This is a genomic window from Acinetobacter sp. ACNIH3 (assembly GCF_002918965.1).
Classification (GTDB): Bacteria; Pseudomonadota; Gammaproteobacteria; order Pseudomonadales; family Moraxellaceae; genus Acinetobacter; species Acinetobacter schindleri.
On record NZ_PQLP01000004.1, the window covers coordinates 80,939 to 103,248 of the forward strand.

19 protein-coding genes and 2 pseudogenes are annotated in these 22,310 nt (G+C 42.6%); 11 read left to right on the forward strand and 10 right to left on the reverse strand.

What is annotated here, in order from left to right:
* Window positions 1-15: 15 nt before the first annotated feature.
* The 7 genes from rseP to rimO all read right to left on the reverse strand — a co-directional run bounded on the left by rseP (window position 16) and on the right by rimO (window position 6,904).
* A complete protein-coding gene (gene rseP / locus C3420_RS03715; protein WP_008305280.1) occupies window positions 16-1,371 on the reverse strand; it encodes an RIP metalloprotease RseP in 1,356 nt (451 codons plus the stop codon).
* Between the two features lie 3 nt (window positions 1,372-1,374).
* Entirely contained in the window at window positions 1,375-2,571 is a 1,197-nt protein-coding gene (ispC, locus tag C3420_RS03720; protein WP_103800566.1) for a 1-deoxy-D-xylulose-5-phosphate reductoisomerase, read from the reverse strand.
* A complete protein-coding gene (locus C3420_RS03725) occupies window positions 2,572-3,396 on the reverse strand; it encodes a phosphatidate cytidylyltransferase (protein ID WP_004894403.1) in 825 nt (274 codons plus the stop codon). It abuts the gene before it with no gap.
* 3 nt (window positions 3,397-3,399) lie between these two features.
* Entirely contained in the window at window positions 3,400-4,152 is a 753-nt protein-coding gene (gene uppS, locus C3420_RS03730; protein ID WP_008305282.1) for a polyprenyl diphosphate synthase, read from the reverse strand.
* A gap of 7 nt (window positions 4,153-4,159) precedes the next feature.
* Window positions 4,160-4,714 (reverse strand): ribosome recycling factor, encoded by a 555-nt coding sequence (gene frr / locus C3420_RS03735; RefSeq protein WP_004812648.1) that lies wholly within the window; start codon window positions 4,712-4,714, stop codon window positions 4,160-4,162.
* 77 nt (window positions 4,715-4,791) lie between these two features.
* Window positions 4,792-5,520, reverse strand: coding sequence for a UMP kinase (gene pyrH / locus C3420_RS03740; protein ID WP_004812647.1), 729 nt, complete (start codon window positions 5,518-5,520; stop codon window positions 4,792-4,794).
* A gap of 40 nt (window positions 5,521-5,560) precedes the next feature.
* Complete coding sequence (gene rimO / locus C3420_RS03745; RefSeq protein WP_004894397.1) at window positions 5,561-6,904, reverse strand: 30S ribosomal protein S12 methylthiotransferase RimO; 1,344 nt, start codon at window positions 6,902-6,904, stop codon at window positions 5,561-5,563.
* A 351-nt stretch (window positions 6,905-7,255) separates the two neighbouring features.
* Between rimO and glnL the strand changes: the two genes are divergently transcribed.
* Together glnL and glnG are read left to right on the forward strand one after the other, a co-directional pair.
* The gene (gene glnL / locus C3420_RS03750; protein ID WP_004812645.1) at window positions 7,256-8,365 is read left to right on the forward strand and encodes a nitrogen regulation protein NR(II); all 1,110 of its coding nucleotides are present in this window, start codon (window positions 7,256-7,258) and stop codon (window positions 8,363-8,365) included.
* The gene (gene glnG / locus C3420_RS03755; RefSeq protein ID WP_004894395.1) at window positions 8,352-9,824 is read left to right on the forward strand and encodes a nitrogen regulation protein NR(I); all 1,473 of its coding nucleotides are present in this window, start codon (window positions 8,352-8,354) and stop codon (window positions 9,822-9,824) included. The genes glnL and glnG overlap by 14 nt, the downstream gene beginning before the upstream one ends.
* Window positions 9,825-9,883: 59 nt before the next feature.
* On the opposite strand, the gene C3420_RS03760 is transcribed toward glnG, so the two are convergent.
* From C3420_RS03760 to mnmG, 3 genes and pseudogenes are all read right to left on the reverse strand, one after another.
* The gene (locus tag C3420_RS03760) at window positions 9,884-10,210 is read right to left on the reverse strand and encodes a hypothetical protein (protein ID WP_103800567.1); all 327 of its coding nucleotides are present in this window, start codon (window positions 10,208-10,210) and stop codon (window positions 9,884-9,886) included.
* 127 nt (window positions 10,211-10,337) lie between these two features.
* Window positions 10,338-11,547, reverse strand: a pseudogene (locus C3420_RS17825) (MFS transporter).
* 305 nt (window positions 11,548-11,852) lie between these two features.
* Window positions 11,853-13,733, reverse strand: a complete 1,881-nt coding sequence (gene mnmG, locus C3420_RS03770; protein WP_103800568.1) for a tRNA uridine-5-carboxymethylaminomethyl(34) synthesis enzyme MnmG — start codon at window positions 13,731-13,733, stop codon at window positions 11,853-11,855.
* Between the two features lie 265 nt (window positions 13,734-13,998).
* On the opposite strand from mnmG, the gene C3420_RS03775 reads away from it, so the two are divergent.
* The 9 genes and pseudogenes from C3420_RS03775 (at window position 13,999) to purD (ending at window position 22,266) form a co-directional block, all read left to right on the forward strand.
* The gene (locus C3420_RS03775) at window positions 13,999-14,343 is read left to right on the forward strand and encodes a hypothetical protein (RefSeq protein ID WP_004894381.1); all 345 of its coding nucleotides are present in this window, start codon (window positions 13,999-14,001) and stop codon (window positions 14,341-14,343) included.
* A 126-nt stretch (window positions 14,344-14,469) separates the two neighbouring features.
* A complete protein-coding gene (locus C3420_RS03780; RefSeq protein ID WP_004812632.1) occupies window positions 14,470-15,360 on the forward strand; it encodes a bile acid:sodium symporter family protein in 891 nt (296 codons plus the stop codon).
* Between the two features lie 81 nt (window positions 15,361-15,441).
* Entirely contained in the window at window positions 15,442-16,329 is an 888-nt protein-coding gene (locus C3420_RS03785; protein WP_103800569.1) for a bile acid:sodium symporter family protein, read from the forward strand.
* A 133-nt stretch (window positions 16,330-16,462) separates the two neighbouring features.
* Complete coding sequence (gene prmA / locus C3420_RS03790) at window positions 16,463-17,365, forward strand: 50S ribosomal protein L11 methyltransferase (RefSeq protein ID WP_008305296.1); 903 nt, start codon at window positions 16,463-16,465, stop codon at window positions 17,363-17,365.
* Between the two features lie 78 nt (window positions 17,366-17,443).
* Window positions 17,444-17,608: pseudogene (locus tag C3420_RS03795) on the forward strand (50S ribosomal protein L11 methyltransferase); the annotation flags it as partial.
* A 14-nt stretch (window positions 17,609-17,622) separates the two neighbouring features.
* Window positions 17,623-18,501, forward strand: coding sequence for a DUF3426 domain-containing protein (locus tag C3420_RS03800; protein WP_103800570.1), 879 nt, complete (start codon window positions 17,623-17,625; stop codon window positions 18,499-18,501).
* 400 nt (window positions 18,502-18,901) lie between these two features.
* A complete protein-coding gene (fis, locus tag C3420_RS03805; protein WP_001086304.1) occupies window positions 18,902-19,171 on the forward strand; it encodes a DNA-binding transcriptional regulator Fis in 270 nt (89 codons plus the stop codon).
* Window positions 19,172-19,265: 94 nt separating this feature from the next.
* Window positions 19,266-20,840: a bifunctional phosphoribosylaminoimidazolecarboxamide formyltransferase/IMP cyclohydrolase gene (purH, locus tag C3420_RS03810; protein WP_004812624.1), complete on the forward strand. Its 1,575-nt coding sequence runs from the start codon at window positions 19,266-19,268 to the stop codon at window positions 20,838-20,840.
* Between the two features lie 142 nt (window positions 20,841-20,982).
* Window positions 20,983-22,266: a phosphoribosylamine--glycine ligase gene (gene purD / locus C3420_RS03815; protein WP_004812622.1), complete on the forward strand. Its 1,284-nt coding sequence runs from the start codon at window positions 20,983-20,985 to the stop codon at window positions 22,264-22,266.
* Window positions 22,267-22,310: the final 44 nt, after the last annotated feature.

Genomic DNA, 22,310 nt, shown 5'->3' on the forward strand with positions numbered 1-22,310 from the left:
ATTCCATCTACGTTGTTATAAACGCATAAAATCATTAAATAGTGCAAGTAGCATCATACTACCCAGCAATACCATACCAATTTTTAAGCCAACCAATTGTATTTGTTCAGAAACAGGTTTACCACGTAATAATTCAATAAAATAGTAAACCAGATGTCCGCCATCAAGCATTGGAATTGGCAGTAAATTTAATATCCCTAAACTTACACTCATTAGCGCCATAAAGGAAATAAAAGTTTGCCATCCCATTTCCGCACTTTGACCTGCCACTTTGGCAATCGTGATCGGACCAGATAAATTATCCAGACCAATCAGACCACGAACCATCTTCACAATCGAGTTAAGAATCATTGAAGACAGTTGTGTCGTTTTGTCAAAAGCCATGACCAGTGCTTCAGTCGGACTATATTGAATTGTCTGTTTATATTCTGCCGGGATGGTGATTTTGCCTGGGTCACTTTGTACACCCAGCATACCCGTCACTTTACCCATATTGTCACGTTTCGCCTGTGGCATCACCTGTAAATGCACCACCTGGTTATTACGTAACACAACTATTTTTAATAATTTTTCTGGTGATGCCTGGACAACCTGTACCACATCAAACCAGTTTTTCATCGCCACCCCATCAATAGCAATGATCTTGTCACCTTCCTTCATGCCTTGGCGGATTGCAGCGCCATCGTCACTGAGCTTAGATACCACGGCAGGAATTTCTGGACGATACGGTATAAAACCTAAAGTATCCAGTGGAGACTGTGACTGATCTTTCAGAAAACTCTGAATCGGCAATTGGAAACTTTTTATCTGTCCATCACGTTCGGCCTGAATCGTAATCAGCCCGGTTTCACCAACACGATCAACCAAGGCATAATTCAGCTTTTCCCAGGTTGCGACTTCAGTGCCATCCACTGCGGTAATTTTGTCACCTTGCTGCATCTGTACAGCAGCTGCAGGTGTATTAGGCAAAACCTGACCCACACGGGTATTTAACTGCTCTTGTGCAGGTAAAAATAAAATCCAGAATAGAATCACTGCAAAGAAAAGATTAATTAAAGGACCAGCCGCAACAATCGCGATACGTTTCCATGGATGTTGACGATTAAATGCTTTAGGGAGGTCCTCTTCAGGTACATTACCTTCACGTTCATCGAGCATTTTGACATAGCCGCCAAATGGCAAAGCAGAAAGCTGATACTGGATACCAGACTTTTTTGAAGTCCATTTAATTAGCGTTGGACCAAATCCAATCGAATAAACTAAAACCTTTACGCCAAGTTTTCGAGCTACAAAGTAATGTCCAAATTCATGGATCGCAATCAGAGGACCTAATAACAGAATTGCAGCTGCGATAATAAACAAGGCGTTCATGGCTTAACTTCCTTTATTCACAACGAATTGACGGGCGATATCACGCGCCTGCCGATCAGCCTGAAGAATCACTTCCAGCTGATCTGCTGTCCGATTGTCCATCGAATTCAGCGTATATTCAACTATCTGAGGTATTTGAATGAAATTAATTTTTTCATGCAAAAATGCTGCCACGGCAATTTCATTGGCTGCATTCAGAATAGCAGGCGCAATCCCGCCTTGCTGCATTGCCTGGCGTGCCAGTTTTAATGCAGGAAAACGCTGGGTATCCGGTTGCTGGAAATTCAGTTGTGAATGTACAAATAAATCTAATGGGGCGACATGCGTACTGATCCGCTCTGGCCATGCCAAGGCATGTGCAATCGGGGTACACATATCCGGATTACCCATTTGCGCCAAAGTTGAACCATCTACATATTGAACCATGGAGTGAATAATACTCTGTGGATGCACGACAACTGTAACAAATTGTTCTTTTACTGCAAATAAATGACAGGCTTCAATCAGTTCCAAACCTTTATTCATCAAGGTTGCTGAATCTACTGAAATTTTTTGACCCATCGACCAGTTCGGATGCTTGCAGGCTTGTGCTGGTGTGACCGTCTGCAGCTGATCGAAAGTATGATTTAAGAATGGACCACCAGAGGCAGTTAACAGAATCTGCTGTACACCCAGTTTTGGCTGACCGTTACGCTCAGCATCGAAGTAATTCGCCGGCAAACACTGGAAAATTGCATTGTGCTCTGAGTCCACAGGTAGCAATAAAGCCCCATGATCACGAGCAGCCTGCATCATAATATCACCAGACATCACCAAAGCTTCTTTATTAGCCAGCAGGACCCGTTTCCCCGCTTTGACCGCAGCCAATGTCGGCAAAAGGCCAGCTGCACCAACAATCGCCGCCATGACTACATCTACTTCTGGATGTTCAGCAACTGCAATCAAGCCTGCTTCATCTGGTAAAATTTCTATTTCGAATAACTGTTGCTGTTTCAGCAATTGTGCCAGTTCATCTACTTTAAAGGCTGGCACCACAGCGATTTTTGGTCGAAACTGCTTACAGATCTCGACCAGTTCAGCAATACGGCTTTGTGCAGTCACAGCATATACGCTGTAAGCTTCAGGATGTCGCTGCAGGATTTTTAAAGTACTTTGCCCAATAGAACCTGTAGCACCCAGTATACAAACAGCTTGTGACATTTATAAATCTACGCCAATTAGTTTTAAGACATACATGCCTGCAGCAAAAATCGGTGCTGCAGCAAGGAGAGAATCAATACGGTCCAATACACCACCATGTCCTGGCAGAATACGTCCCGAATCTTTAATACCAGCACGACGTTTGATCATCGATTCAAACAGGTCGCCAAGCACAGAACTAAAGACTGTTAATACTGATAAAATCAGGAATAAAAGCAGTTCGGGAATACTGATATCGAGATAAAGTAATGTGACTGTAATGACAATCAACATGGATGTGACGATTCCACCATACAACCCTTCAACCGATTTGTTTGGACTAACTTTCGGTGCGAGCTTTTTATTGCCGAACTTGCGTCCAATAAAATAGGCACCACTGTCTGCCCCCCAAACCAGCAAAAACAGATACATTAACCACCAAGGTGAATGCTGCCAGACTGAATAGATTGCAGTGACCGCCGCCGAGATCAGGATCACGCCAATGCCATTTAAAGTAACATTGTACCAGCCATCATATTCAGGATAGGATTTAACCCAATAGATGCTGAGGATCCAGGTCAAAATCGATGCCGCCCAAAGCAGCATGGAGATGTCTGAAAAATAGAGTGCAAGTGCTGAAAGAACTGCTGTGAGTAAGCCATAACCCCAAGCAAACGGCTTAATTACTTTTTTCCCCTGACGTGGCATGAGTTTAAACCACTCATAACCTGCCACGCCTGCAGCAACGACCATCAACACAAACATTGGGTAATATGCAGTAGTGGCAAACATACAACTGAGTACAACAGCCACCAAAACCAATGCGGTTATAATCCGCTCTAACATGTATTAATTCTCAAGTTTCTCTTGCTGAATCTGTTCTGATGTCTTACCAAACCGACGTTCACGTCCACCAAATACGGCAAACGCGTCATCTAATTCTTCCGTGGTAAATTCTGGCCATAAGGTTTCAGTAAAATACAATTCCGCATAAGCTGCCTGCCAGAGCAGGAAGTTTGACAAGCGAAAATCCCCACCGGTACGGATTAACAGATCCACAGGTGGTAAATCACTAAGACTTACATATTGACCAAAAACATCAGCATTAATTGCATCAAGTTCTAATTTATTTGTTAAAACATCCGCAGCAATTCGCTTCGCAGCCTGCGCCATATCCCACATACCACCATAACTAATGGCAATAGTGAGCGTCATGCTATCGAACTTAGCAGTCCTTTCCTCAGCATGCAACATTAAAGCTTGCAGCTCTGAAGATAAACGGTTGCAATCACCGATAAAGCGTAAGGCAATATTGAATTTTTCCATGCGCGGTAACTGTTCATGGATGGTGTCTTCGAGCAATCGCATGAGCAGATCCACTTCATACTGCGGACGATTCCAGTTTTCACTCGAAAACGCAAATACAGTTAAAGCCTGGATTTTTCTTTTTCTACAGTGTTCTACAATCGGGTCAAGAACGCTTTTACCTTCACGGTGTCCTTCACCTTTTTGCATCTGATTTTTTTTGGCAAAACGATTGTTGCCATCCATGATGATGGCAACATGTTTTGGAAGACGGGAACTCTCTTCAGAAACGGTCATTGATGAATTAGACCTTCATCAATTCAGCTTCTTTTGCAGCCAAACGTTTGTCAACTTCAGCAACATATTTATCAGTAATTTTCTGGATTTCGTCAGAAGCACGACGCTCTTCATCTTCAGAAATTTCTTTTTCTTTCAATAAAGCTTTGATATCGCCCAAAACATCACGACGAATGTTACGAATCGCAACTTTAGCGTTTTCAGCTTCGTTACGCGCAACTTTCTGCATGTCACGGCGAGTTTCTTCAGTTAACGCAGCCATTGGTACACGAATTGCGTCAGCAGTAATCGGGTTAAGCCCTAAATCTGATTCACGAATGGCTTTATCAATTGCAGCAACCATTGAACGTTCAAATGGTTGAACCAGCAAGGTACGTGAATCTTCAACACCTACGTTTGCAACCTGGTTCAATGGCACGTCAGAGCCATAGTAAGGAACCATAACACCGTTCAGAATCGATGGATGTGCACGTCCAGTACGAACTTTGGCAAAACCATGCTCCAACGAGTCAAGTGACTTGTTCATACGGTCTTCTGCGTCTTTTTTAAGATCGTTAATCATATGATCTTCCTTACTTAATTCTAAAAAATGTAAAAGCTAAATTTTGACTAGTATAAAGTGCTTCAAGGTTCACGTCATCAATTGGTAACGTGAGTACCCTCTTTTTCACCCATCACAACGGACAATAAAGCACCAGACTTGTTCATGTCGAAAACTTGTAGCGGTACGTTATGATCACGGCATAGGCAAATCGCCGTTAAATCCATCACACCCAGTTTTTCATCAAGCACTTGGTCAAAGGTTAAGGTTTCGTATTTAACAGCATCTTCAAATTTGCTTGGATCTTTATTATAGACACCATCAACCTTGGTTGCTTTCAGAATCAGGTCCGCTTCAATTTCAATGCCACGCAAGCAAGCTGCTGTATCAGTGGTAAAGAACGGGTTACCTGTCCCCGCAACAAATACGCAGACTTCACCACGCGTCAGGTGACGAATCGCATCACGGCTTGAGTAAGATTCTACAACGGTGCCGATTGGCAATGCTGAAAGTAAACGTGTCTTGATGTTACGGCGTACCAGCGCATCACGTAATGCCAGACCGTTCATCACGGTTGCCAGCATACCCATCTGGTCACCGGTTACACGACCAACCAGACCATCTTTCTGCAACTGGCTACCACGGTACAAGTTACCACCACCGACAACAATACCGACCTGTACACCCAATCCAACTAGGTGTGCAATCGCTAAAGACATCTGGTCAAGGATTGGTGCATCAATACCCATATCCTTGTTACCGGCAAGTGCTTCACCTGAAAGTTTCAGCAAAATACGGCCAAAACGCGGCTTTTTAGAATCCAACATCATCAAACTCCAAATTATTTCATTTAATTTTATCTAAGTATTAGGCTGATTTAATCGAAATCAGTTTTGCAAACAGGTCATATTCGTCCGCATCGGTAATTTCGACTTCAAGCAAAGCACCTGTCTTAATCAGGCTCTTGTCGATATCTTCAACAAATACATTCCCATCAATCTCTGGTGCATCGGCATAAGAACGTGCTACAGCAACCGGGAATTCCTCTTCCAGATCATCAACTAGCACTGTCATTTTCTGACCGATACGCTTTTGCAGCTTGGCTGCTGAGATCGCTTGCTGGACCTGCATGAAACGTTCATAACGTTCTTGCTTAATTTCTTCCGGCACGTGATCTGGCAGATCATTCGCTGCTGCACCTTCAACTGCTGAATAAGTGAAACAACCCACACGATCCAGCTGAGCTTCCTGCAACCAGTCCAACAACATCTGGAAGTCTTCTTCGGTTTCACCCGGGAAGCCCACTACAAATGTCGAACGCAGCACCAATTCAGGACATTTTTCACGCCATACTTTCAAACGTTCTAATGTATTTTCACTGTGCGCAGGACGCTTCATCAGCTTTAATACTTTAGGACTGGCATGCTGGAATGGAATATCCAGGTATGGCAGGATTTTGCCTTGTGCCATCAGATCAATCACCGCATCCACATGTGGATATGGGTAGACATAGTGCAGACGCACCCAGATGCCTAACTGCCCCAGCGCTTCACACATATCATAGAATTTGGTCTTAACTGGCTGACCATTCCAGAAGTCAAGTTTGTACTTGGTATCCACGCCGTAAGCAGAAGTATCCTGGGAGATGACGAGTACTTCTTTTACGCCAGCACGTTTTAGCGCTGCAGCTTCTTCAAGCACAGAACCGACTGGACGCGATACCAGATCACCACGCATGCTTGGGATAATGCAGAAAGTACAACGGTGGTTACAGCCTTCTGAAATTTTCAAGTACGCATAGTGTTTTGGAGTAAGGCGAATGCCTTGCTCAGGAACCAGATCAATAAATGGATTATGTTTTGGCGGTTCAGGGACATATTGATGAACCGCATCCATTACTTCTTCATAAGCCGCAGCACCAGTCACTTTCAGGACATTCGGATGCATTTGGCGAATCTTGTCTTCGTCTTTACCTAGACAGCCCGTCACAATCACGCGACCATTCGCGCTCATCGCTTCACCGATGGCGTCTAGAGACTCTTGTACTGCAGATTCAATAAAACCACAGGTGTTTACCACTACTAAATCAGCACCGTCATAATCCGATGCGACATCATAACCTTCAGTCTTCAACTGAGTTAAAATTCGTTCAGAATCTACCAATGCCTTAGGACAACCTAAAGAAACAAAACCGACTTTGGGGGACTTCATGAATCTGCGCTCCACTAGAATGCGCGTATTGTATGTCTTTTCGAAACATAAAAACAGTTGAAATGGAGACTGATTACATCAAGCACCAAAATAAAGCCATAAAATATTCATTATAATTATACATGCACCAAAATTGAACATTTATGATTTACATGCTGATTTTTATCAGCTATACCATTAACAAATCATGCATCTTCATGACCCCACTTCCATTTCATTGCAATAATTTAGGGATTATTTAAAAAGTTGGCGTGCATTTTGCTTAATGTGCATCAAATGAGAACTTAAGACTTTAAATTTTGCTTTATGAAGATGCCATTGCGCTATTTTAATACAGGAAAACCATCGCTAATGGATCAGCCCCTTTCCATCGACTATCGCCTTTTGGTGGACAACCTGACCACTGCTGTCATGCTGATTGATAGCAACCTGAATATCTATTACCTGAACACTGCCTGCGAGGCCATGTTCGATATCAGCTTGTTACGCGCATTTGGCACACCGGTATTAAATATCCTGCAAGCCCCTACAGATGAGTTCAATACTGAAGAGTCGCTGTATAACACCCTGCATACTGGACAACCTTATACCCGCCGTGAAGCGACTATTATTGTCAATTTTAAAGACATTCATGTGGATTACACGGTTTCGCTACTGAATGCAGGCAAACCACATCACCCCTTATTGCTGATTGAGCTGAATCAGCGTGACCGTATGTTGAAAATCTCACGTGAAGAAAACTATATTCAGCAACATCAGGTGGCGCGCCAGTTGATCCGTGGTGTAGCACATGAAATCAAGAACCCGCTTGGTGGTATTCGTGGTGCAACACAGCTTCTCGCACGTAGCCTGGATGATCCGAAATACAAAGAATTTACAGATATTATTATCAGTGAAGTGGATCGCCTGAGAAATCTGGCGGATAGTATGCTGGGTTCACGTCAATTGCCAAGCTATGAAATGGTCAACGTGCATGAGCCTTTAGAACGTGTCCGCTCACTAATTGTAAATCAGACCAAAAAGAAAATTAAAATCACTAGGGACTACGACCTGTCCCTGCCAGAAGTTTTAGCAGACCGCGATCAGCTGATTCAGGTCATGCTGAATATCTGTGTGAATGCGGTTCAGGCGATGACTGAAAACAAAGACTTCTTTGTCGAGCATCAGCCTGAACTGATTTTAAGAACCCGTATTCAGCGTCTATATACTATTAATGGTGTGATTCATCGTTCAGTGGTACGCATCGACATTGAAGATAATGGTCCGGGTGTACCAGACGATATTATTGAAGCCGTTTTCTACCCGCTTGTGACCAGCCGTGCCAAAGGAACCGGCCTGGGCCTCAGTATTGCTCAAAATATAATGCACCAACATAACGGAATGATTGAATGCCAGTCAGTTCCAGGAAAAACCGTATTTAGCTTATTTTTACCTTGGGAGTCAGATCATGTCGCGAAATAAAATATGGGTGATTGATGACGATCGTGCCATGCGTTGGGTACTCGAAAAAACATTCAAAGAAGAAGGTTTCGACGTTACCAGTTTTGAAGAAGCCCAGTCAGCACTTGATCAGTTGAGTGTGGATGCACCAGATGTGATCCTGACCGATATCCGAATGCCGGGTATTGATGGCTTAACCTTTTTAGGTAAGGTCAAGAATACTAATCCTGATCTGCCTGTCATAATTATGACGGCGCACTCGGATCTGGAATCTGCAGTATCAAGTTATCAGACCGGTGCCTTCGAGTATCTGCCAAAGCCATTTGATATTGATGAAGCGCTAGCATTGGTGAATCGTGCCATCCTGCACATCACCAAGTTACAGCAACAGGAATCTGCAAAAGCGGCTCCAACAATTCAATCGACTGAAATTATCGGTGAATCTCCTGCAATGCAGGAAGTATTCCGCGCTATCGGCCGTCTATCTCAGTCGCATATTACTGTTTTGATTAATGGTGAATCCGGCACAGGTAAAGAATTGGTGGCACATGCTTTGCACCGCCATTCACCACGTAGCAATAAGCCATTTATCGCCTTGAACATGGCGGCGATTCCAAAAGACCTGATTGAGACTGAATTATTCGGTCATGAAAAAGGTGCGTTTACGGGTGCCAATACTCAACGTCAAGGCCGTTTTGAACAGGCCAACGGCGGTACGCTGTTCCTGGATGAAATTGGTGACATGCCATTTGAAACACAAACTCGTTTGTTACGTGTCCTAGCTGATGGTGAATTTTACCGTGTAGGTGGTCATATTCCAGTCAAGGTTGATGTGCGTATCGTGGCAGCAACTCACCAGGATCTGGAAAAACTGGTACACGATGGCCGCTTCCGTGAAGACTTGTATCACCGTTTGAATGTAATTCGTATTCATATTCCTAAACTGGCACACCGTTCTGAAGATATTCCAATGCTGGCACAGCATTTCCTGGCACGTGCAGGCAAAGAGCTTGGTGTCAATCCGAAGATTCTGCGTCCCGAAACTCAGGAATATATGCAAAAGCTGCCTTGGCAAGGGAACGTGCGTCAGCTGGAAAATACCTGTCGCTGGTTAACGGTTATGATCACAGGTCGTGAAGTTTATCCAGAAGACTTGCCACCTGAACTGAAACAGATTCCTATCCAGCAGGACAACGGTGCACCAATTCCAAATCTGAATCAGGTTGCTCCGCACCATTGGGATGAATTACTGAACCAATGGGCAATTCAAAAGTTAAAAAATGGTGAGATGAAGATTCTCGACATCGCAACACCAATGTTTGAACGCACTCTGATTAATGCGGCCCTTCAGCAAACGCGCGGCCGTAAACGCCATGCTGCTGAGCTCTTAGGTTGGGGTCGAAATACATTGACGCGCAAACTTAAAGAGCTGGGTATGGACAGTGCAGATGATGATGTTGAAGAAGAAGTTGAAGGTTAATTTTTAAAGTCAGCCACAAAAAAGCGCCAATTGATTTGGCGCTTTTTTCATTCTGAGATTTAAGCGGTAAGGCCAATATAACGTGAATAACCTTCCACACCCAGATCCGATTTTAAAATTATAAATTCCGGATAAGTACTTGCAGTCAACTCTGCGAGCATGTTGACCTGATCATCATTGGCATGTAAATCATCCACAGTATGTTGCATGGTCTGTTCAAACTCATCGGTAATGTATTCAAAACCAATATCCATAGCAATAAACAGGGTATGTTCACAAGGCTGGACATATTGCTCTTCTTGCCAGTTAATAATCTGTTGCTGGCAATGTAGGCAGGTAATATTGTCGGTCGCGTCTATATCCAGCTCAATTAACTGATAGCTCATATCTCAATTTCGTTTTTTAGTTCAACTTATATTAACAAAAACTACCTGTTAAATAATCTGTCTAAATATCTTCAAATAAAAAAAGCCAGCCATCAGACCAACTTTTTTCATAGATAGATCACTTAAATTAATGCTTGTTTTGTGTCTTATAACGGGACAGAGCAGTGACTGCCACAGCAGAAATCACCACAGCCGGCAAGCTGGCCCACAGAATACCTGTTGTTCCCAAGCCCAATGCCAGAATCTTGCCAGATAAAAGTGGACCAGTCATGGCACCCAAACGCCCGAGTGAAATCGCACTTCCCACTCCCGTAACTTTACCTGCCCCTGAGTAGAAGATTGGAGAAATACCATATAGGATAGATTGACCACCGGTAGAGAAAATTCCACCCATTAAACCGGCCAGGATCAGCAATGGAATTACTTTACTGGTAAAGAGTAGAATCAATACAATTGCCAGGCCTACATAAATTATAGCACCCACTCTTGCCAGAGTTTCAGGCGATCTAATAAATAACCTAGCCCTAAAGTACCAATTACAGCACCAACCTGGAAGATCAGCATGATACTAAAAGCTTCCTGCTTGGAAAGCCCCTGTTCCATCAGTAAATTTGGTAACCAGCTGATCAGGATATAGTTAATCATTAAGGTAAAGAAAAAGCCGAACCACAATGGCACAGTACGTTTATATTGTTCCTGTTTAAACAGTACTTCAGCCATATTGGGTACTGCGATCTGTTGCTCAGTCGTTTGAACTTTAACAGCACGCGGTTTGTCTTTTAAAATCATAGCCATGAAAGGCAGCAGAACCAAGGGGGTCAAACCACCGATCAGGAATAATGTTTGCCAGCTAATATCCTTAAAATAAATTGCCAGCCCGGCAACAAAAATCGCACCTACAGGCAAGCCACAATACATTAAGCTGTTCAGCTTACCTCGATTACGTTCAGTCGCCTCATCCCCCACTACTGAAATCATTGTTAGCATCGCAGCCCCTAAGCCCAACCCCGTCAGGAAACGTGCCGCATATAAAATTTCAATACTTGGTGCGATCGCTGTAAGTGCAAAGAAAACCCCGAAAATAGCTACTGACAGCATTAAGACTCGTTTCTGACCTAAATAGTCCGCGATACGCCCACCAAAGAAAGCGCCGAATAACATACCAAAAACGCCGAGACTAAATAGCCCATTTGCACCTGATCAAGTGCAAACGTTTCTGCAATACCTTTGGCTGCAATTCCAGGGGCTTGTAAATCAAAGCATTCAAAAAATGCGACCCAGAAACACAAAAATATCACCAGAAATTTTTGTATTTTTTCCTTTTGTGTCAACATCATGATTCATCTTCCTCAATTCCAGGCTTTTTTTGGCTTAGCCCACTGCCTAATTGTTAATCTAATCCTTTCGAATAAATAGCACTACAATGGTAGGATTTGAAATGTAAGGATTTGCTTTTTCACCTCCAAATAAGACTTAAAAACAATGACAGTGATTCTATTTTTAGATGAAAAATTATCAATATTATTATTTTTCAATGATTTATTTTATTGGTAGCTTTTAACTATGGAATCATTCATCTCGGTGATTATTAACTTTTATTTATAAAAAAACCCGCATTAAGCGGGTTCTTTACTACAAAATCTTAAGCAGATTTCTTTGCTTGAGCATTCTTACGAATCGTAATCATCACCAATTGAACTGCCGCAGGGGTTACACCCGGAATACGGCTTGCTTGTGCAAGCGTTTCAGGACGAACATCTTTTAACTTCAAGGTAATTTCACGAGAAAGACCTGAAACGATGTCATAATTAAAATCAGCAGGAATCTTAGTTTCTTCCAAACGCTTCATTTGCGCAACATCTTGGTGCTGACGGTTAATATAACCTTCATATTTCACCGCAATCTCAATCTGGTCGCCCACCTGAGCTGACACGTCAGAACCTGTTAATTCTGCAATTTGAGCAAAGGTAATATTTGGACGTTTTAACAAATCAATCGCTGAACATTCTTTAGAAAGGTCTGCACCTGTCATCTCAACGAATTTTTTACCCATTGGATTGTTTGGTGCTGCCCAAAGATGTTGTAAACGACCTGTTTCACGTTCAACCGCTTCCATTTTCTCGCAGTAAGCCGCCCAACGCTCATCATCCACTAGACCCATTTCACGACCGACTGGTGTTAAACGTTGGTCTGCATTGTCTTCACGAAGCATCAAACGATATTCGGCACGTGAAGTAAACATACGGTACGGTTCTTTGGTGCCTAGTGTAATCAAGTCATCTACAAGTACACCCATGTACGCTTCATCACGTTTTGGTGTCCATTGCTCTTGATCCCACGCACGGCGTGCAGCGTTCAAGCCTGCAAGTAAACCTTGTGCGCCTGCTTCTTCATAACCTGTTGTACCATTGATTTGACCGGCAAAGTACAAGTTGTTAATCGCTTTGGTTTCTAACGTGAATTTCAACGCTTGCGGGTTGAAATAATCGTATTCGATTGCATAACCTGGACGAAGAATGTGCGCATTTTCCATACCACGGATTGAGCGAACCAATTCAAACTGCACATCAAACGGAAGTGAAGTTGAAATACCGTTTGGATACAACTCATGCGTATCCAAACCTTCAGGCTCCAAGAACACTTGGTGAGAGTCTTTATCCGCAAAACGGTGAATTTTATCTTCAATTGATGGGCAATAACGTGGGCCTACACCCTCAATCACACCTGTGTACATTGGTGAACGATCTAAACCGCCACGGATAATGTCATGAGTTTTTTCATTGGTATGTGTAATCCAGCAGTTCACTTGTTCAGGGTGCATTGAAGCATCACCCATGAATGACATGGTCGGAGATGGGAAATCACCCGGCTGTGGTGTCATTACAGAGAAATCAACTGAACGTGCATCAATACGTGGTGGTGTACCTGTTTTTAAACGACCCACAGGTAAGTTTAATTCACGTAAACGATGTGCTAAAGAAATTGATGGTGGATCACCTGCACGACCACCGCTTGATTTTTCAAGACCGACGTGAATCACACCACCTAAGAATGTACCCGCAGTTAACACCACAGTTTTAGCATCAAAGCGAATACCCATTTGGGTCACGACACCCTTAACGGTATCACCTTCAACAATCAGGTCGTCTGCTGCTTGCTGGAAGATGTCCAGATTCGCCTGGTTTTCCAGAGTTTCACGAATGGCCGCTTTATAACGTACACGGTCAGCCTGCGCACGAGTTGCACGAACTGCTGCACCTTTACGTGAATTCAGAATACGGAATTGAATACCGCCTTTGTCAGCAGCAAGTGCCATTGCACCGCCCAAGGCATCAATTTCACGCACCAAATGCGATTTACCAATACCACCGATGGCTGGGTTACAACTCATCTGCCCTAAAGTCTCAATATTGTGAGTTAAGAGTAAAGTCTGTCGACCCATACGCGCCGCAGCCAATGCTGCTTCCGTACCTGCGTGACCGCCACCGATCACAATGACATCGTATACTTTAGGATAGTGCATAGTGGTATTTGAGAGATTAAAAAAGGATAGCCGAAGATTATAGCAAAAATTGCAGAATAGTTGACAAATTCAGTGGAATTAATTCAAGGTCACCCTATCGTATTTTTATAAACCTTCTTAATTGTCACTTAATCTTTCATTTTTTAGCAAAACACCGATAAATCAATACATAGAGCTTGTATTGGTTACCTGATCGCAATTGTATGCAGCTGAGTATTTTCTAAGATGTAAATTTGACGCCACACGAAGAAAAAAGGTGAAATAAATGGATAAGAAAATATTATTTTCAATAATGCTCGGTGCACTATCAGTAACAGGCATGGCAACTGCAAATGATAAGGTTGCTAAGGTTTACAATCCAGATTTGTATCAGAAAGTCTGTAAAGGCAAATCAGCTGGTGATGCCGTAACTTTTGCTCATCGTGGCATTATCTGGAACGGAACCTGTGAACCACAGTTTTTTTCCAACTCCAAAACAGCCTTAATGGGTGATGAAGCTGAAATTTACAGTGCTTGCCAGGACGCTTCTGGAAACACCACAACCACCGTTAATGGTCAGGAAATTAGTGGTAAATGTGCCTTGGGCTTCACTCCTCCTCGACCTAAATAAACCTCTTTGAAGTGATAAAAGAATAAATGGGCAAAATTGAGGTTTTGCCCATTTTCTATTGATTATTTAATAATTTACGTTAAACTTAATTTAAAAATGAAGATCCAATAATAAAAAGGACATTCTATGGATTCGGTATTTTTTGTTTTTTTATTGCCGGTACTGCTGGCAATTTTAATGATGGGGTTAGGACTTGAATTACGCGTCAAGGATTTTATTCGTGTACTCAACTATCCTAAGGTCATTTTTATTGCCTTATTTATCCAGCTGATCCTGTTGACCAGTCTGGCTTTTCTGATCTGTATCATATTGGATTTGCCGCCGCTACTGGCTGTGGGTTTAATGCTGCTGGCAGCCTCTCCGGGTGGACCAACTGCCAATCTGTTCAGCTACCTATATAAAGGTGATTTGGCACTTAACTTCACCCTGACTACAATTAATACTTTTATATCGATCTTCACCCTGCCTTTTATTATTAATTTATCCTTACATTTTTTCCTGGGCAGTGACGATACCATTACTATGCCAGCCATGAAGATGGTTCAGGTATTTTTTATCATATTACTTCCTGTTATCTTCGGTATGGCATTACGGGCTAAATTCCCAAGGCTCACAATCACTGTCAATCGCTCAATGCGTATTTTCGCAATTGGCTTCCTCATTGCATTATTTGTATTTGCAGTCGTACGCGAACGCCATAATCTGATGGAATATTTCAATAGCATCGGAATCGCGACCGTAATTTTTGGCTTTTCCAGCCTGTTTATTGGTTATTGCCTACCTTTACTGCTTGGTATTCCAGACCGTCAGGCACGTGCTTGTACCTTTGAGGTGGGCATTCATAATACCGCTGTTGCCATAACTATCGCTATTACCGTATTAGGCAATAATACTATTGCCATCCCTGCGGGTATCTATACTATTGTCATGTACACTCTTGCCACCTTTTTTGGCATTATCCTGAGCCGTCAACGCATCATTTATCAGAAATCTAAGCATCGTTTATCAGATTTGTAAACACGCTATGTAAACCATAATTTCCTCTGTATGCTGGACTTAAAAATAGATAAAAAAGACATTTAAATAAGGAGTATACAGATGGATTCTGGCTTTATTACCATATTGTTACCACTGGCTTTAGCGATCATTATGATGGGGCTTGGTCTTGAACTTACCCCACGTGACTTTAGCCGAGTGACCCGCCATCCTAAAGCTGTACTCATCGCACTTTTCTGTCAGCTGATTATCCTAGTGGGAATCGCCTTTGCACTATGTAAACTACTAGCTTTACCACCACTGTTATCAGTCGGTTTGATGCTCTTGGCTGCTTCTCCAGGCGGTGCCACAGCCAACCTGTTTAGCTACCTATTCAAAGGTGATCTAGCACTGAATATTACTTTGACAGCAATCAACTCAGTCATTGCTGCAATTACCCTGCCTTTAATTATTAACTTCTCGATCTTGCACTTCATGCAGGATGGTCAGCAAGTTGGCCTGCAATTTGGCAAAATTCTGCAGGTCTTTGCGATTATTCTGATTCCAGTTGGGATTGGCATGCTGATTCGTCATTATGCACCAGGTGTGACAGCAAAATTGAATCGACCACTGCGGATTTTTGCTATTACTTTTCTGGTTCTTATTATTGTCGCAACCATTGTGAAGGAACGTGCCAATATCAGTGAATATCTGACTCAAGTCGGACTGGCAACTGCCTTATTCTGTATCCTCAGCCTTGGCATCGGCTATCTGGTTCCACGACTCCTTAACATTAATAGCGCTCAAGCCCGCGCCAGTGCTTTTGAAATCGGCATTCATAACAGTACCCTTGCGATGACCATTGCCCTGACCGTGATTGGCAGCTCAGCAGTAGCAATGCCAGCGGCAGTTTATTCTATTTTTATGTATATATTTGCTGCAGTTTTTGGCACTTTACTGAATCGACTTGCACCGCTTCAGGTACAAAAACCCCTGACAAATCTAGATTAGATAAAGTCTAAAACCTTCAGAAGGATGTCTCAGCCATCCTTTTTTATTTACACCTGCACAGCAATCTAGCCGCACAAAAACCGGAACTTCCGTTACAATAGCTTTTTGAAAAGATATACATAAGGTTATTTCTGTGAAGTGGTTACAAATTCATATTACGGTTGATCAGGCTCAGGTTGATTTCACTGAAACATTACTCAGCTCGCTGGGTGCGGTGAGCGTGACGCTGGATGATGCTGAAAATCAGGATTTACTTGAACCACTTCCAGGTGAAACACCGTTGTGGAATAAAGTGATTGTTACCGGTATTTATGCACAAGAAGAAGGCGAAGAAATCGATGTCGACGCACTCGAAACCTTTATTCGTGCACAAATGCCTGAAGCGCCTATCCGTCATGAATTTCTGGAAGATCAAGCTTGGGAACGCACCTGGATGGATGCTTATGAGCCAATTCAGATTTCTGATAAGTTCTGGATTGTGCCAGAATGGATGGAACCACCGGAAGCAAATGCAGTAAATATCAAGCTCGATCCAGGTCTGGCTTTTGGTACAGGCAACCATGCCTCTACTTTCCTTTGCCTGCAATGGCTGGGAAAAACAGATCTCAAAGACAAAATCGTCATTGACTATGGCTGTGGTTCAGGCATTTTGGCTGTTGCTGCCCTGCTACTTGGCGCGAAAAAAGCATATGCAACCGATATTGATCCACAAGCAGTCTTGGCCACCCAACAAAATGCTGAACTCAATGGTGTACTTGATCGGCTTTATGTAGGCTTACCGGAAGAGTTTAACGAAGAGCTTGGTGCAATAAAGGCAGATGTTTTCGTTGCCAATATCCTGGCAGGTCCACTGATGATGCTTGAACCGCACTTTGCAGAATTGGTAAAAGCTGAGGGTGAATTTGCACTTGCGGGTGTTATTGAAGAACAAGTTACTGATGTTACTAGCATTTACTCTAATCATTTTGATATATTAGAAGTAGCGAAGCGTGATGAATACTGGTGTCGAATTTCTGGTAAACGCCATAAGAATTAAATAAGCGTGAATGTATGAGTGATAAACGAACCCTCTGCCCGACTTGTTCCACAATCTACAAAGTAACGGTTGCTCAACTTTGCAGAATTGGTAAAAGCTGAGGGTGAATTTGCACTTGCGGGTGTTATTGAAGAACAAGTTACTGATGTTACTAGCATTTACTCTAATCATTTTGATATATTAGAAGTAGCGAAGCGTGATGAATACTGGTGTCGAATTTCTGGTAAACGCCATAAGAATTAAATAAGCGTGAATGTATGAGTGATAAACGAACCCTCTGCCCGACTTGTTCCACAATCTACAAAGTAACGGTTGCTCAGTTAACCATTGCTCAGGGTATGGTTTGCTGTCCCAAATGCACCACCTCATTTAATGCACTTTCTCATCTGGTGACCGAACCTCAGCCTTCAGCCACTGGTATCCCCCCTGAAGCTAATGTTGAGTCTCTTAGTCCAGCTCAACCTACATCACAATTTGATGCAGACTTATATAACAGCAAGATTTCTTCTCGCCTCAACAATCTTCTACATATTTTTGATGAAAAAGTTGAAAACTCGAATATTGATCTCAAAACCTATTTGAATAATCTGAACTATTTTAGTACCGAGCCCATCAGTGCCCTTCCAGCCATGAACTGGGAAGAAGATACAGATGACAGAAGTCAGCGCTCTATCTTGCAATATATTGGCTGGACAGCAATAAATGTATTGTTACTCGGCATATTGGTTTTTCAGTTCTTCTGGTTTAATCCACAGTACTTAAAGAATAGTCATATGATGGGTACAGCGTTTAATGCTGTTTGTGATGTATTCAACTGTTCTAATATGGAAGAGCATTACGACCTGATTAATACCAGGAATGTTAAAGTCACGGCATCAGATTCGAAGCAAACCCGGTTTACAGGTGAACTGATCAATTATCATGACCGCAGCCTGGCCATGCCAGTTTTGCGTCTCGACTTAAAAGACAATGGGGTGATTACTGCTTCCTATACGCTTTCACCGTCAGAATACCTGATTGAAAGTTTAGTGAGCATCCAGCGTATTCCAAAAAATAGTCCTTTTAAATTCGACTTTCAGGTTCCAGTCAAGCGAAAAAGTTTCGATAGCTATAGTTTAGAAATAATTCGTCCTTGATATTGAAAAAAACTATCAAAAAAGATAAAAAAACTAAAAAAAAATGCAGTTTTCTTGCTCACTTTTTTGTAGACAATGGTATTATACGCGCCACGAAAGCTATGTGCTGCCAACTCTTCGCTAATTTTTCACAACAAATTCAGTCTTGCTAATGCGCTCTAACACTTATTGCGTATCATGCAGATTTTTTTGTTTGATTTTTGGTCGGTAACAAAAATTTAACAATTGTTACGCTTATATTTCGACCAACTGGCTGAGATGTGTCAAGCTACATGCTCAATGTAATGACCATGTTTTAGAGCTTCTGTTTTAGGATCTAAAACAGAAGCTCATTTAATTTATAGACCACTTTTATATATCACTTTACCCAAGTGGTATTTGATTTTTCGGATTAATTCGCATGAATAGCAAATCTCCTATTTTTACTGCACAATCTGATGTCGCTCTTCGTATTCACGTAGATCGCGCAGTTCGCCACTATTTTGCACAACTGCAAGGCGAACAACCTTCTCAGGTGTATGACATGGTGCTGGCAGAAATGGAGAAGCCTCTTCTATCTGTAGTTCTAGAATATACGCGTGGTAACCAGACCCGCGCTGCTGAAATTCTCGGCTTAAACCGCGGTACTTTGCGTAAAAAGTTAAAAGCACACGGTTTAATGAGTGAATAAATGATAAAATGCTTGCGTTAATCGCAGGCATTTTTTTTGACTGTAAATTAGCTATTTAGATTTAATCTGTTCCTTGGTAACTGTGACGAAGATCATGACTATTAAACGCGCTTTAATCTCTGTTTCCGACAAAACCGGTATTGTCGAATTTGCACAAAACCTTGCTGCTCTAGGGGTAGAAATTTTATCTACTGGCGGTACATATAAATTGTTGAAAGACAATAATATCGCTGTAGTTGAAGTTTCAGAGCACACTGGTTTCCCAGAGATGATGGACGGCCGTGTTAAAACACTACATCCAAAAATTCATGGCGGCATTCTGGCCCGTCGTGGTCTAGACGAAGCAGTGATGGCTGAACACAACATCGATGCGATCGATCTTGTTGTTGTTAACCTGTATCCATTTGCTGCGACTGTAGCAAAACCAAACTGTTCACTTGCTGATGCGATCGAAAATATCGACATCGGTGGTCCAACTATGGTTCGTGCTGCTGCAAAAAACCATGCTTCTGTCGGTATCGTAGTGAATGCATCTGACTACGCAACGGTAATTGCTGAGCTTAAAGCTGAGGGTGCTTTATCTTATGCAACCCGTTTTGACCTGGCAGTGAAAGCATTTGAACATACTGCGCAATACGATGGTATGATCGCATCTTACTTAGGCGCTCGCGTAGGTGTCGAGGAAGGTCAGGCTGACAAATTCGCGCGTACTTTCAATACACAATTGAACAAAGCTCAAGACTTACGTTACGGTGAAAATCCGCATCAGTCTGCTGCATTCTATGTAGATCCAGCTGCAACTGAAGCTTCTGTTTCAACTGCAAAACAGTTACAAGGTAAAGAACTCTCTTATAACAACATTGCGGACACAGACGCTGCACTTGAATGTGTTAAATCATTTGCGAAGCCTGCTTGTGTCATCGTTAAACATGCCAACCCATGTGGCGTTGCAGTATCTTTAGACGGTATCAAAACTGCTTATGACTTGGCTTATGCAACTGACCCTGAATCTGCATTCGGTGGCATTATTGCATTCAACCGTGAATTAGATGTTGAAACTGCTCAAGCAATTGTTGACCGTCAATTTGTTGAAGTAATCATCGCTCCTAGCGTTGCTGAAGGCGTGCTTGAAGTCACTGGTGCGAAGAAGAATGTACGCGTACTAGTATGTGGCGAACTTCCGAAGATTGACGAACGTGCTGCACAACTTGACTACAAACGCGTAAACGGCGGTTTGTTAGTTCAAGATCAAGACTTAGGCATGATTACGAAAGATGATCTTAAAGTTGTGACTAAACGCGCACCAACTGAACAAGAAATTGACGACATGATCTTTGCCTGGAAAGTAGCGAAATACGTGAAGTCTAATGCAATTGTTTATGCGAAAAACCGCCAAACGATCGGTGTGGGCGCTGGCCAAATGAGCCGTGTTAACTCTGCTCGTATTGCTGCGATCAAAGCTGAGCATGCAGGCTTAGTGGTTGAAGGTGCAGTAATGGCATCTGATGCATTCTTCCCATTCCGTGATGGTATTGATAACGCTGCTAAAGCAGGTATCAAATGCATCATTCAACCGGGTGGTTCTATGCGTGACGAAGAAACGATTGCAGCAGCTGACGAAGCTGGTATTGCCATGGTGTTCACTGGCATGCGCCATTTCCGCCACTAAGTTGTAAAATTTAAAAATAAGCCCTCCTTTCTATAAGGGGGGTTTATTATGTCTGTATTGATTTGCATCTTGCGTTAAGATGTTAATGATTTTTAAGCCGAATTAGGCTTTGGGAATTTCATTTTCGAGGATTATTCTAAAGATGAACATTTTAGTTTTGGGTAGTGGCGGTCGTGAGCATGCATTGGCGTGGAAAATCGCACAAGACGATCAAGTTACAAAAGTTTTTGTAGCGCCAGGTAATGCAGGTACTGCAACTGAAAATAAATGTGAAAATGTCGCTTTAGACATTCTCGACAACCCTGCGATTATTGATTTTGCCAAAAACAATGCAGTTGAACTGATTATTGTCGGCCCAGAAGCACCGCTTGTAAATGGTGTTGTGGATGCTTGTCGTGAAGCGGGTGTAAAAATTTGGGGTCCAACGCAATTTGCTGCACAACTGGAAGGCTCTAAAGCATTTGCGAAGCACTTCTTAAAACGCCATAACATTCCAACGGCTTTCTATGACGTGTTCACGGAAGTTGATGCAGCGAAAGCATTTGTTGAGAAAAATGGTGCGCCAATCGTGATCAAGGCGGATGGGCTTGCTGCGGGTAAAGGCGTGATCGTTGCAATGACCAATCAAGAAGCATTCGATGCCATTGATGACATGTTGGCTGGCAACAAATTTGGTGATGCAGGTTCTCGTGTTGTGATTGAGGAATTCCTTGCAGGTGAAGAAGCATCTTTCATTTGTATGATTGATGGTGACAACATCTTGCCGATGGCCACTTCACAAGACCACAAGCGTATTTTTGAAGGCGACCAAGGTCCAAACACTGGCGGTATGGGTGCTTACTCTCCTGCTCCTGTTGTAACTTCAGACGTTTTTGAAAAAGCAATGAATGAAGTGATGCGTCCAACTGTTGAAGGCATGAAGAAAGACGGTCATGTATATACAGGTTTCTTATACGCTGGTTTGATGATTGATGAACAAGGTCAACCTAAAGTGATCGAGTTTAACTGTCGTTTTGGTGACCCTGAAACTCAGCCAATCATGATGCGTTTAAAATCATCATTAGTTGATTTGGTTCAAGCAGGTATCGAAGGTAATCTTCCTACGGAAGCTGAATGGGATGAACGTAAAACTGTCGGTATCGTGCTTGCATCTCGTGGCTACCCTGAAACGTCTAGTAATGGCGATGTGATTTCAGGTTTAGACACTGAAATGGCAGATGCGAAAGTCTTCCATGCAGGTACAAAAGCGCTTGAGAATGGTGACATCGTCACTGCTGGTGGTCGTGTTCTTTGTGTGACTGCATTAGGTAATACCATTGGTGAAGCTCAAGCCAAAGCATTAGAGCTGTGCCAAAAAGTAACGTTTGACGGCGTTCAATACCGTAAAGATATTGGTTACCGCGCAATTGCACGTGAAAATGCTTAATCTATATTTAAATTAGTAAAAACCCCGCTGAGTGCGGGGTTTTC

Coding starts and splice junctions, on each gene's coding strand:
- rseP (WP_008305280.1), bottom strand. CDS start 1,371: ATGAACGCCTTGTTTATTATCGCAGCTGCAATTCTGTTATTAGGTCCT.
- ispC (WP_103800566.1), bottom strand. CDS start 2,571: ATGTCACAAGCTGTTTGTATACTGGGTGCTACAGGTTCTATTGGGCAA.
- C3420_RS03725 (WP_004894403.1), bottom strand. CDS start 3,396: ATGTTAGAGCGGATTATAACCGCATTGGTTTTGGTGGCTGTTGTACTC.
- uppS (WP_008305282.1), bottom strand. CDS start 4,152: ATGACCGTTTCTGAAGAGAGTTCCCGTCTTCCAAAACATGTTGCCATC.
- frr (WP_004812648.1), bottom strand. CDS start 4,714: ATGATTAACGATCTTAAAAAAGACGCAGAAGACCGTATGAACAAGTCA.
- pyrH (WP_004812647.1), bottom strand. CDS start 5,520: ATGTTGGATTCTAAAAAGCCGCGTTTTGGCCGTATTTTGCTGAAACTT.
- rimO (WP_004894397.1), bottom strand. CDS start 6,904: ATGAAGTCCCCCAAAGTCGGTTTTGTTTCTTTAGGTTGTCCTAAGGCA.
- glnL (WP_004812645.1), top strand. CDS start 7,256: ATGGATCAGCCCCTTTCCATCGACTATCGCCTTTTGGTGGACAACCTG.
- glnG (WP_004894395.1), top strand. CDS start 8,352: ATGTCGCGAAATAAAATATGGGTGATTGATGACGATCGTGCCATGCGT.
- C3420_RS03760 (WP_103800567.1), bottom strand. CDS start 10,210: ATGAGCTATCAGTTAATTGAGCTGGATATAGACGCGACCGACAATATT.
- mnmG (WP_103800568.1), bottom strand. CDS start 13,733: ATGCACTATCCTAAAGTATACGATGTCATTGTGATCGGTGGCGGTCAC.
- C3420_RS03775 (WP_004894381.1), top strand. CDS start 13,999: ATGGATAAGAAAATATTATTTTCAATAATGCTCGGTGCACTATCAGTA.
- C3420_RS03780 (WP_004812632.1), top strand. CDS start 14,470: ATGGATTCGGTATTTTTTGTTTTTTTATTGCCGGTACTGCTGGCAATT.
- C3420_RS03785 (WP_103800569.1), top strand. CDS start 15,442: ATGGATTCTGGCTTTATTACCATATTGTTACCACTGGCTTTAGCGATC.
- C3420_RS03800 (WP_103800570.1), top strand. CDS start 17,623: ATGAGTGATAAACGAACCCTCTGCCCGACTTGTTCCACAATCTACAAA.
- fis (WP_001086304.1), top strand. CDS start 18,902: ATGAATAGCAAATCTCCTATTTTTACTGCACAATCTGATGTCGCTCTT.
- purH (WP_004812624.1), top strand. CDS start 19,266: ATGACTATTAAACGCGCTTTAATCTCTGTTTCCGACAAAACCGGTATT.
- purD (WP_004812622.1), top strand. CDS start 20,983: ATGAACATTTTAGTTTTGGGTAGTGGCGGTCGTGAGCATGCATTGGCG.